Here is an 11,414-nt window from a genome sequence, read left to right as displayed (position 1 = left end):
GGTTAGTCCCTGCGCGGTTATGACGGGGTCGGAACGGATGAATGAGGACGTCATGACCGACGCAACCGACGAACTGGCGGAACCCACCGGGAAAAAAGGGAAAAAGGGAATACTGATCGGGATGCTTCTTGCCATCGCCGGCGCTGCGGGCGGGTATTTCCTGACGTCATCCGGATTGATTCCGCTGGGTGGCAAGGCCGCGGTTGAGGCCGGCAAGGACGAGGCGAAAGAGGAACCTGCCAAAGCGCTGGCGGATGTCGGTTTCATTGATCTGCCGCCGGTTGTTGTATCGGTGAATTCCGGCAATTCGCGACATTTGAAGTTCCACGCTCAGCTCGAAGTTAACGCGCCGTACATAGCTGATGTGAAAAAAATGCAGCCACGAATCATGGATGTCCTGAACGGATATCTGCGAGCTGTTGAATTGAAGGACCTTGAGGATTCGCTGGCATTGACGCGCATCCGAGGTCACCTGCTGCGACGCATTGGAATTGTTGTTGGCGAAGGGCGCGTTCGCGATGTGCTGGTGATGGAATTTGTACTGAATTAGGAGGCGGAATTGGAGCTGATTGCGGATATTTTGCTGGTCGCCGGTGCGTTGGGCGCGGGTCTTTATTGTTTTGTGCTGTCGCGCCGCCTCAGGCGGTTCACCGATCTTGAAAAAGGCGTCGGTGGCGCGGTGGCCGTGTTGTCGACCCAGGCGGAAGAGCTGAAGAAATCCCTGGACAGCGCGCGAAATGCCTCGGATCAATCGGGGGATCAGCTGAAGGCGCTGACGCAAAGGGCTGAGACCGTGGCTCAGCACCTGGAGCTGATGATGGCATCTCTGCATGATGTCATCCCCGAAGAAGAAACTGCCGCCCCGGAAACGGCAAAGCCTGTCCAAGACGAGCCCCAGCCTGGAGAGGAACAGGGCACCAAGCACGAGAAAGCAGCGGAACCGGCCGAAACTGGTGCGCGTGAAGAGCAACCCAAGGCGCCAGAGGGCCTGATGTTCTTCCGCCATGACCGCAAACAGAACGGGGCGCAGGCATGAGCCTTGCGCGCAACGCCAAACACGATACACGTCCGCGCGGCGGTGTGCTTGCTGTCATCTCATTGCTGATGATCGGCTCGGCAGCCATTCGCGTTGGCTTGGAGGCAGGACCCGCGCTCGCCAAACCGGCGACACCCGAAGCCGTGGAAAACAAGCCCGCCGCGTCCGAAACACGCGATGTTCAGGTTGTGCTAGCAGAACTTTTGCGCCGGGAGGAACGCGTCAAACAGCGAGAGGCTGAATTGCGCGATCAGGAAAAAGCACTGGAGATCGCAACCCAGGCCGTTGAAACGCGTCTGACGGCCCTGAAGGAAGCAGAAGATGCCCTGCGTGCCACGTTGGCGGTTGCGGACAAGGCGGCAGAGAACGATCTGGCGCGCCTGACGGATGTTTACCAGAACATGAAACCCAAGGACGCAGCCGCGTTGTTTGAAACTATGGACCCGACCTTTGCCGCAGGGTTCCTGTCCCGCATGCCGGCAGACGCAGCGGCTGGCGTACTGGCGGGCCTGAGCCCCGAAGCGGCCTATACGATCAGCGTTGTCATGGCCGGACGCAACGCCTCGGCCCCACAGGAGTAGTCGCCCGTGTTGCCCGGTATCGCACAGAACTCATCTGGAGATCTCAAATGATTGGAATTGTTGGAATTGTTGTCATCTTCGTAATGGTCTTCGGCGGCTATCTCGCGGCAGGTGGCAAGATGACCATCATCATGAAATCTCTTCCCTTCGAAATGATGATGATCGGTGGCGCCGCCGTAGGAGCCTTTCTGATCAGCAATGACATGGGCGGCGTGAAACATACGATCAAAGACATGGCCAAGGTTTTCAAGGGCCCGAAATGGAAGCCCGAAGACTATCGTGACCTTCTGTGCCTTCTGTTTTCGTTGATCCGCATTGCCCGCGCCAACCCTGTTGAGGTCGAGCAGCATATAGAAGACCCCGAAAACTCCAGCTTGTTTTCCGCATACCCCAAGATCCAATCAGACAAGGAGGCCGTCGACCTGATTTGTGACACCATGCGGTCGGCGGCGATGAATTATGACGATCCGCATCAGGTTGAAGAGGTTTTGGAGAAGCGCATGGAGGCGAATTTTCATCACGCCATGCACTCAAGCCATGCGCTTCAAACAGTAGCAGACGGCCTGCCCGCGCTGGGGATCGTTGCTGCGGTTCTGGGCGTGATCAAGACGATGGGATCAATCGATCAGCCGCCCGAAGTGCTGGGGAAGCTGATTGGGGGTGCCCTGGTAGGCACGTTCCTGGGCGTTTTTCTGGCCTATGGTCTGGTCGGCCCCTTCGCAGGCAAACTGAAAGCCGTGGTTGAAGAAGACAACCACTTTTATCAGCTGATCAAAGAAGTACTGGTGGCCAACCTGCACAACCACAATGCCGCCATGTGCATTGAAGTCGGACGCCAGAACACCCCAACCCATAACCGCCCGGGCTTTTCCGAGCTGGAAGACGCATTGAAAGAGCTCAAGCAGGCTGCGGCATGAAGCGCATCGGGTTTCTGATTGCGGTGTTGGTCATGGCTGCATCTGCCGTGACTGCACAGGACGTGGTGGTGCGATCCGGTGAGCATGACGGATTCACACGTCTGGTTTTCGACGTGCCACCGGACACCCGCTGGGTGCTGGCGCAACGGAAGAACGGCGCCAGCCTTACCATTGCCCTGGACGATGTCACATTCAAAACCAGCTCGGTTTTTGGGCGTTTGACCACGAACCGCCTGGCCTCATTGTCGCAGGAAAACCCCGGCAGCGCTTTGGAGCTGGAGTTCGGGTGCGACTGCGTGGCGTCGGCGTTTCTGTACAGAAACTCGATGATCGTACTGGACATCGCGCCGGGGGAATTGTTGCCGCCACTTCTTGAGAATGTACCTCCACCCTTGATCGGAAAAACGGCCGAAGGCAAACCGCCGCCGGTTGAGACAGGGTTGCATCTTCCGCTCCTCACCATGACTGAGCAGAGGATAAAAGACCAACTGTCCACTCGTCTTCTGCAAGGGACCGATCGCAAGCTGCTGGACTTGAAGCTTGCTCCGGTCGGGCCTCGCACTACCGCCCCGTCGGGTACAAGCGTTGTGCCTTCCCAATTGCGTTCGAACGTACGTCTGACCACGGTTCTGGACGATTTGCAGAATGTTTTGAACGCAGAACTGCAACCAATTGACCACAGACCGGCCTGCATCTCGACTGCTGAGCTGAATTTTGCGTCCTGGTCAGGGGACACGCCTTTTCCGGATCAGGTATCAGCTCTCCGCTCTGGGCTGTACAAAGAGTTTGACAAACTTGACGGCGAAAAGGCCATGAACCTGGCCAGGCTCTACGCCTCTTTCGGTTTCGGAGCCGAAGCGTTGAGTGTCTTGAGGCTGTTGGAGACGCCGCCAAAGGGCTTCGAACCCGTTGCGGCAATTGCGCGGGTTGTAGAAAACCGGCCGCTGCTGCCCAGGAATCCATTCAACGACCTGCAACGATGTGACAGCGATGCCGCGCTTTGGGCTGTGTTGTCCGATGGGGAACTGGCACCTGACGCAAACGTGGAAGCAATCGAAAACGCGTATTCAAGACTGCCGGATCATCTTCGCCGCCAGCTGGGGCCGCGGTTATCAGAAATACTGGTGAGCGCACAACAACTGGAGGCTGCCCGCAGAATCCTTCGTTCGGTTGACCGGATTGAACCGGAAACGACATCCCGTGTCGCTCAGGCCAAAGCCAGCGTTGCCAAGGCGGAAGGGGACAGTGACCGTGAAGAAGAGTTGTTGACCGAGGTTATAACCTCTACCGACGCCGCCGCTGAATCTCCGCTGGCTTTGGCGCGCCTGGTGGAAAAACGTTGGTCTGAACGCAAAGCTGTTTCTTCTCAGGAGCTTGATCTGGCGGCATCTTATGCGGTCGAGTTCAAACGATCGGAGCTGGGCGCGATGATGAACCGCACCTATGCGATCGCTCTGAGCCTGAGCCAGGAATTCGACCGCGCATTTGACGTGATCGAAGCGCAGCCACCCGGACCCGATAGTGACGGCGCGATCAATCGGCATCTGCAATTGCTTGCCGAGAGATCGGACGACGCAACCTTTCTACGCCAGACGATGGAGGTAATGCAGTCGGACATGACGGCAGTGCTGACAACCGATACTGTAATTGCATTGGCAAGCCGCCTTGCTGATCTGGGCTTTGCTCAGCAGACATTCGCGCTGGCGAACAAACCGGAAGATCAGTCTCGGCGCTCGGATCGGGCTCGGTTGCGGGCTCGGGCCGCTTTGCTGTCCGGGCGCCCTCATCAAGCCCTGCTGGAGCTGGCTGATGACAATTCCGCAGAGGCGATCGCCTTGCGCGCGCAGGCGATGGCTTCAACAGAAGATTTTGCAGCCGCCGGCGAAATGCTCCGAGATATCGAACAAAACGAAGCGGCAAACCGGTACTTCTGGCTGGCCGGAGTATCGGATAAAAGGCTGGAACCTGCGGGCGGGAAATACGCGGCATTGAACCAAACGACCCAAGCCTTGTCTGACCTGCCGGAACGGTTGGCGGAAAAACCGCTGGCGGATGCGGAAAACCTGTTGAAGGACAGCCAGTCGGCCCGCCAGCGGATCGACGAGATGTTGAACGCAGTTGGAGTAAAATGACGTATATCACGACTGTTCCGGCCGCACCCGGCAAAGTGAACGCCGGTCCCGGTATACCCTGCGATGCGTTTCAACCGCTGGCAGCGTTGGGAGCCCGGCGCCGTTGCTTCAAAGCGGGTCCAATCAGAACGCCCGATCAGGCGGGGATGCAAACATGGCTCCAACTTCTTTCAAGGATGTTGTGTTCCAGACATGACACAGAAAAACAGGCCGCCGAATTTCAGGCCACGTTCCTCAACCAAAAAGGTCACGACGGCTGACCGCCCGTAAAGCAACCGGTGCCGTGGAATTTGCGGCAGATGCGTGAAAACGAGACGCCACATCCGAAATACGGCGGTAAAAGTTCCGCGCCTTCAAGCCTTCAATGAGTTCAGTGGCCAGAGAAATCGCGGACGTGTCTCCTCATCAGGCCGGGCCAACCGGCTTGGGATGGCAACGTCTTTGGACACAAATTCTGCAAGCCCGCCTTTTCCGGCACGCTGACAGGCATAGGTATTGCCAGTGCAGTATTGCACACCACTGGCTGGCGTTTCCCCTGCTCCCGGCGTCAGACACCGGGAACAGAGACGTCAAAAACAGCGGACAACCGTCCTTGATTCAGTACGGAGCCTCAACATCATTCATCGAGACATAGACGGTTTTCATTTCCGAGAAGTGATTGATCGCCAGTTTCGAGTTCTCGCGCCCGACACCGGACATCTTCGATCCACCAAACGGCGCTTCAACCGGGGCAAGGTTGTAGGTGTTGATATAGCAAGTGCCAGCTTCGAATCCGGCCACGATTCGATGCGCCCGGGTCAGATCGTTCGTGAAGACACCTGCGGCCAGACCGAACTCGGTGTCATTGGCGCGGGCCATCACCTCTTCCTCGGTCTCGAAATCCAGCACCGACATGACGGGGCCAAAGATTTCCTCGCGCGCGATGGTCATGTTGTCCGTGACGTCAGCAAAAACCGTGGGTTGCACAAAATAGCCGTCTCTTTCGATCCGTTCACCGCCATAAACCAGTCTTGCGCCTTCGGCTTTGCCCTTTTCGATATAGCCCAGGGCGATGTTCATCTGGTTCTCGCTGACCATCGGGCCAAAGCTGACGTCCTCGTCCATTGGATCGCCGATTTTCGCGTGCGCCAAACGTTCCGACAGACGTTTCAGGAATGCCTCTTTGATACCTTTCTGAACGAAGACGCGGGTGCCGTTGGAACAAACCTGGCCCGAAGAGTAGAAATTGCCCAGGATCGCACCTGAAACAGCGTTTTCGATGTCGGCATCCTCAAAGACGATCATCGGGGATTTGCCGCCAAGTTCCATGGTCACATGCTTCATGCCATCCGCAGCAGCAGCATAGACCTTGCGGCCCGTCGGCACAGAACCTGTCAAAGAGACCTTGGCCACGCGCGGATCAGAGACCAGCGAAGCACCGACATCACCGTATCCCTGGATCACGTTGTAGACACCCTTGGGTGCACCGGCCTCGACAAGAATTTCGGCCACTTTCAATGCCGAAAGGGGCGTGGTTTCCGAAGGTTTGAATACCATCGTGTTGCCGCAAGCCAGTGCAGGTGCACCTTTCCAGCAGGCGATCTGCGTGGGGTAATTCCAGGCGCCGATCCCGACGCACACGCCCAGCGCCTCGCGGATGGTATAGACGAAATCCCCCCCGCCCAGCGGAATATGCTCGCCAGTCAGAGAGGCTGCCAATCCACCAAAATACTCCAGCGCATCGGCCCCCGAGGTGGCATCGGCAACTGTGGTTTCCTGAATCGGCTTGCCGGTATCATGGGTTTCCAGAACGGACAGGTCGTAATTGCGTTCGCGCATGATATCAGAGGCGCGGCGCAGGATGCGGCCACGTTCCGTCCCGGACAGGGCCGCCCATGCTGCCTGAGCGTTTTTTGCGCTGTTTAGAGCCTTTTCCACGATCGCCGGCGTCGCTGAATGCAACCGTGCAATCACTTCGCCTGTAGCGGGATAGATCACTTCGATGGCCGCGCCGTTTGTATCTTCGACATATTCGCCATCAATGAAATGGCTGGCCCGGGGCTGAAACTTCATACCGTGTCCTTTTCTTTCGCACCCGTCAGGACGGGACAAATGGTCAGTCGAAAATCGGCCTATCGGTTATTGATTGACCAGTCAATAAAATCATCAAAGGGGCGGTTTCACGCCTGTCAAACCCCGCAAACCTTGAAATTTTTGGTTAATGTTCTATTTATGTTCTACATAGTCAGAGGACAAACCGATGACCCAGCAAACACGCCCCACAGCCCTGAACGGGCCGAACAACGACTATCACCTGCTTCCGGTCACCGATCGGCAGATGCGGTATGCGCGTGCGATTGCCGAGAAGTCAGCCCTTGAGATTCCGGTTGAGGCACAGCGTGACCGGCGGCTTTTGTCTGACTGGATTTCAGCCCACAAACCACGCGGGACCTCGCAGTTCGACAATTACCCGACGGGGAAACAAGTCGCGTTTGCCGAGCGGATTTCACGCAGCAAGCGCCGCCCGATCCCATCCGAGTGTTTCCGCGACAAGAAAATGATGTCGCGCTGGATCGATCACAACAAATAGTCCCGAATTAGGGTCTATCCGGATTGTGGTTGCGGGCATAAAGCGAAACTGCTGCGGCAACAAACATACCCAGCAGGATATAGCCCGTTACGGCCTCGGACACGGCGAGCCCACGGCACAGACCGGTCGGTGACATGTCGCCATATCCGACTGTGGTAAAGGTGACATAGGAAAAATACAGGATATCCCCCGGACCCTGCGCACCGATGACACAGTGGTCGTTATACCCAAAGGCCCCGTAAACTGCGGCGAACAGGAATGGAACAACCTGTATGAACGAAACACCCATCAGAAACAGAAGCCTGCGGGGCGATTTCACCTGTGTCATGTAATACCAGGACTGTGACACCAGCCAGATCAACAGCCCGATCGAGGCGACTGTGCCAATCGTATCGCCCGCAGCCGCCTCGCTCAGGCGGGACAGGCCATACCAGGCCAGGAAGCTAGCAAGGACCAGCCCCAGTGCCGCAATCAGGGTCGATTTCCATTCGTCCAATGTCGTGGGTTTGCGGTGCATGAACGCCCCTTCAATCCGGTCTTCGGGCAATCATCCGACCTAAAGGCATCGCCCGCAACCCGAATTCAATCCTGCCGCAGATGCGCCTCACCCCGTTCCCGCGCCAGCAGGATCTGCTTCTGCCGCTCGCGAAAGCGCATTTTGTCAGCATCGGACGTCTCATCGATGCATTGATGGCATGAAACGCCATGCTCGTATTCCGGGCGCTTCATATCCTCGGGCAGGATTGGACGACGGCAGCCATGACAAAGCTTGTGCGGCCCTTCAACAAGACCGTGGCCAACTGAAACGCGATTGTCGAACACAAAGCATTCACCCTGCCAGGAACTGTCTTCGGCGGGGATTTCCTCCAGATACCGCAGGATACCGCCTTTGAGGTGATAGACATCTTCGACCCCCTGCCCCAACAAGTAGTTGGTGGATTTCTCGCAACGGATACCGCCCGTGCAGAACATGGCGACCCGCTTGTTGTGAAAGCGGTCCTTGTTCTGTTCCCACCATTCCGGGAAATCGCGGAAACTGGCCGTTTCAGGGTCTATTGCCCCTTCAAACGTCCCGATTGCCACTTCGTAATCGTTTCGCGTGTCGATCAAAACCACATCGTTAGAGCGGATCAGGTCATTCCACTCCTGCGGGTCGACATAGTTGCCGACACGGGCGCGCGGGTTCACATCGGGCTGGCCCATAGTCACGATCTCTTTCTTCAGCCGCACCTTCATCTTGCCGAAAGGCGGGTGGTCCGAGGTCGCTTCTTTCCACTCCAGTTCAGCGCAACCGGGCAAGGATCGGACATGTGACAGCACGGCGTCAATTCCGGCCCGCGGGCCGGCGATCGTGCCGTTGATCCCTTCCTGGGCAAGCAGCAGCGTACCTGTGACAGACTGCGCGCGGCACAGGTCCAGCAAGGGGTCGCGCAACGCGGCCGGGTCCGCGAAACGTGTAAAGTGATAGAGGGCAGCGATTGTGTACATACGCGCGATCTACCTTTGCAGACCCAGAGTCGCAAGGGATTGCATTGACGCCCCGCGCGCCGCCGCCTACCGATAGAGCGGTAAAAGGAGGCCGCCATGACCCATGCTCTGCTCGTGATCGATGTCCAGAACGACTTCTGCCCAGGTGGGGCACTGGCCGTGGCAGAAGGGGACGAGATCGTCGCACCGATAAACGCCATGATGGATGAATTCGATGCCGTGATCCTGACTCAGGACTGGCATCCAGCGGGGCATTCTTCGTTTGCCAGTTCCCACGATGGCAAAAACCCGTTCGACCTGGTCGACATGCCCTATGGCCCACAGGTTCTGTGGCCCGACCACTGCGTGCAGGGCACGCGCGGCGCCGGGTTTCATCCCGAATTGCGCACGGATGGCGATCTGATCCTTCGCAAGGGGTTCCGCAGTGCCATCGACAGCTATTCCGCATTCTTCGAGAATGACCACCAGACACCGACAGGCCTGAAAGGCTATTTGGATACACGCGGCATCGACCGTTTGACCCTTGTGGGATTGGCCACCGATTACTGCGTGCGTTATTCCGCAGTAGATGCCGCCAGGTTGGGTTTCGATGTCACGGTCCGCATGGGCGCGTGCCGTGCGATTGATATGGACGGTTCGCTGGCAGCCGCCGAACAGGCGATGCGGGATGCCGGCGTCGTATTGACCTAAGGTGTGGCGCCTGCAGCGGCCAGAAGCTTAATCATCACGAACAGAACAACCGCCAGACCCAGCGCGAACCCAATGCGCCCTGGTATCGTGCGACGTTCCGGGTTGGTTTGGTTTGACGGAGGTGGCGGAACGCGCATCGGTCGGCTGCGTACGATCCCAGCCATGGGTTGCGCGGTTCGCACGTAGTGCAAGAAATCCCAAAGGTTGAAATCGCCGCAATATTCACCCTGAATTCCACGCGTCCTGATGTTGTCAAACAGCGACCGCAGAATTCGCACCCGATCCGCATGATCCTCGGCCGGAAAAACACCTGGCACGATGCCGCTGTTGCGCGACTCGAGGCTGAATCCGGCATCCATGAAAATCTTGCGGATTTTCGGCGATGTTCCACGCAACGCGTCCGCGGCTCTGATATCGCGGAACACCGCACATACCTGGCGTTCCGTATCAGAGGCAGACCCCAGCTTTTCGGGGTCCAGATCTTCCAGCGCTACGTTAACAATATCAAAATCGTACTCGATACCCATTCACAAACTCAGTTTCGACTTTCCATCCCCTCTTCTCACTAACCGGTAAAAACAATGCACAATATGCCGGTATTGTGACGTCAAACTGGCATTGTCACCAAATCAGTGACTCTTGCTATTTCCAGAGTCGATTGATCTAACTACGGAAATCGCAGGAGTTCCCCATGGTCGACATCGCGACCCGCGTCTACAATCACAAATGGAAGATTGACCCGATTGTACGGTCTTTGATCGATACTGATTTCTACAAACTGCTGATGTGCCAGTCAGTGTTTCGAAACAAGCCTCAAACAGATGTCGTGTTTTCGTTGATCAACCGGTCGAATCACGTACCTCTGGCGCGTTTGATCGATGAGGGAGAGCTGCGGGAACAGCTGGATCACATCCGCTCTCTCAGCCTCAGCCGTGGGGAAAGCACCTGGCTGCGCGGCAACATGTTCTACGGAAAACGGCAGATGTTCCGCTCGGACTTCATGGAGTGGTTCGAGAATTTGCGCCTGCCGCCCTATCACCTTGAACGCAAAGGTGACCAATTTGAACTGACCTTTGAAGGCAAGTGGCACGAGGTCATGTTGTGGGAAATTCCCGCGCTGGCGGTGTTGATGGAGCTGCGCTCGCGCGCGGTGCTGAACGATATGCGCCGGTTCGAATTGCAGGTGCTTTACGCCCGCGCGATGACCCGGGTTTGGGAAAAGATCGAAAAGTTGAGCTCGATAAACGGGCTTGGGATCGCGGATTTCGGCACCAGACGGCGGCATTCCTTCCTGTGGCAGGATTGGTGCGTGCAGGCGATGATCGAAGGGCTGGGCGCATCCTTTACCGGAACTTCGAACTGCCTGATCGCCATGCGACGCGAAGTCGAGGCCATCGGCACCAATGCGCATGAACTGCCCATGGTCTATTCCGCGCTGGCCGATACGGATGAAGCGTTGGCGCAGGCGCCTTATGACGTGCTCAGCGACTGGCATGACGAGCATGACGGCAACCTGCGCATCATCCTGCCCGACACCTATGGCACCAAGGGGTTTCTGGACAATGCTCCTGACTGGTTGGCGGGATGGACCGGCATTCGCATCGACAGCGGAGACCCGGCAGCAGCGGCCGAGGTCGCAATAGACTGGTGGAACGCACGCGGCGAAGACCCGACAGGGAAACGGATCATCTTCTCTGACGGTCTGGATGTCGAGAAAATTCAGGAATTGCACGCCCAGTTCGCGGGCCGCGCCAATATTTCCTTCGGTTGGGGAACCTTGCTGACCAACGATTTTCGCGGGCTTGTTCCCAATGACGCGCTGGCGCCGTTCTCATTGGTCTGCAAAGCGGTATCCGCCAATGGCCGCCCGACGGTGAAACTGTCGGACAACCCGGAAAAGGCGATGGGTCCGAAAGACCAGATCGAACGCTACAAGCGGGTGTTCGGCGTCGGAGCGCAAAAGGCGATCGAGGTGATCGTCTGAACCACGGCGGCGCATTC

General features: G+C 57.3%; 12 protein-coding genes. 8 read left to right on the top strand and 4 right to left on the bottom strand.

The annotated features are described in order from the left end of the window. Positions 1-52: 52 nt before the first annotated feature. Genes fliL through GOW04_RS17330 form a run of 5 tightly spaced genes read left to right on the top strand, consistent with a single transcriptional unit; the run spans position 53 to position 4,666 of the window. A complete protein-coding gene (gene fliL, locus GOW04_RS17350) occupies positions 53-550 on the top strand; it encodes a flagellar basal body-associated protein FliL (protein ID WP_171233420.1) in 498 nt (165 codons plus the stop codon). A 9-nt stretch (positions 551-559) separates the two neighbouring features. Beyond that, positions 560-1,036, top strand: a complete 477-nt coding sequence (locus GOW04_RS17345; protein WP_171233419.1) for a hypothetical protein — start codon at positions 560-562, stop codon at positions 1,034-1,036. Further along, the gene (locus GOW04_RS17340; protein WP_171172053.1) at positions 1,033-1,617 is read left to right on the top strand and encodes a MotE family protein; all 585 of its coding nucleotides are present in this window, start codon (positions 1,033-1,035) and stop codon (positions 1,615-1,617) included. Before GOW04_RS17345 ends, GOW04_RS17340 begins: the two co-directional genes overlap by 4 nt. A gap of 47 nt (positions 1,618-1,664) precedes the next feature. Then, on the top strand, positions 1,665-2,534 hold the full coding sequence (motA, locus tag GOW04_RS17335; RefSeq protein ID WP_152459429.1) for a flagellar motor stator protein MotA: 870 nt from the start codon (positions 1,665-1,667) through the stop codon (positions 2,532-2,534). Next, positions 2,531-4,666: a lipopolysaccharide assembly protein LapB gene (locus tag GOW04_RS17330; protein ID WP_171233418.1), complete on the top strand. Its 2,136-nt coding sequence runs from the start codon at positions 2,531-2,533 to the stop codon at positions 4,664-4,666. The genes motA and GOW04_RS17330 overlap by 4 nt, the downstream gene beginning before the upstream one ends. 597 nt (positions 4,667-5,263) lie before the next feature. Here the strand turns inward: GOW04_RS17330 and betB are convergent. Beyond that, positions 5,264-6,718 (bottom strand): betaine-aldehyde dehydrogenase, encoded by a 1,455-nt coding sequence (gene betB / locus GOW04_RS17325; RefSeq protein WP_171233417.1) that lies wholly within the window; start codon positions 6,716-6,718, stop codon positions 5,264-5,266. 187 nt (positions 6,719-6,905) lie between these two features. Here betB and GOW04_RS17320 point away from each other — a divergent pair, with 187 nt between their 5' ends. Then, entirely contained in the window at positions 6,906-7,235 is a 330-nt protein-coding gene (locus GOW04_RS17320) for a hypothetical protein (RefSeq protein WP_152459432.1), read from the top strand. 7 nt (positions 7,236-7,242) lie between these two features. Here GOW04_RS17320 and GOW04_RS17315 read toward each other — a convergent pair whose 3' ends face one another. Next, entirely contained in the window at positions 7,243-7,752 is a 510-nt protein-coding gene (locus tag GOW04_RS17315) for a potassium channel family protein (protein ID WP_152459433.1), read from the bottom strand. 65 nt (positions 7,753-7,817) lie between these two features. Then, positions 7,818-8,723, bottom strand: coding sequence for a rhodanese-related sulfurtransferase (locus GOW04_RS17310; protein WP_171233416.1), 906 nt, complete (start codon positions 8,721-8,723; stop codon positions 7,818-7,820). A 96-nt stretch (positions 8,724-8,819) separates the two neighbouring features. Here GOW04_RS17310 and pncA point away from each other — a divergent pair, with 96 nt between their 5' ends. Next, complete coding sequence (pncA, locus tag GOW04_RS17305; protein WP_171233415.1) at positions 8,820-9,413, top strand: bifunctional nicotinamidase/pyrazinamidase; 594 nt, start codon at positions 8,820-8,822, stop codon at positions 9,411-9,413. Here the strand turns inward: pncA and GOW04_RS17300 are convergent. Next, positions 9,410-9,940, bottom strand: coding sequence for a hypothetical protein (locus GOW04_RS17300; RefSeq protein WP_152459436.1), 531 nt, complete (start codon positions 9,938-9,940; stop codon positions 9,410-9,412). The genes pncA and GOW04_RS17300 overlap by 4 nt on opposite strands. Before the next feature lie 164 nt (positions 9,941-10,104). Between GOW04_RS17300 and pncB the strand changes: the two genes are divergently transcribed. After that, on the top strand, positions 10,105-11,397 hold the full coding sequence (gene pncB / locus GOW04_RS17295; protein ID WP_171233414.1) for a nicotinate phosphoribosyltransferase: 1,293 nt from the start codon (positions 10,105-10,107) through the stop codon (positions 11,395-11,397). The last annotated feature ends 17 nt before the right edge of the window (positions 11,398-11,414 follow it).

Origin of the sequence: Ruegeria sp. HKCCA4812, from assembly GCF_013034245.1 — a bacterium.
In the GTDB taxonomy this organism is placed as follows: domain Bacteria; phylum Pseudomonadota; class Alphaproteobacteria; order Rhodobacterales; family Rhodobacteraceae; genus Ruegeria.
This window is presented reverse-complemented; position numbering and strand designations above follow the sequence as displayed.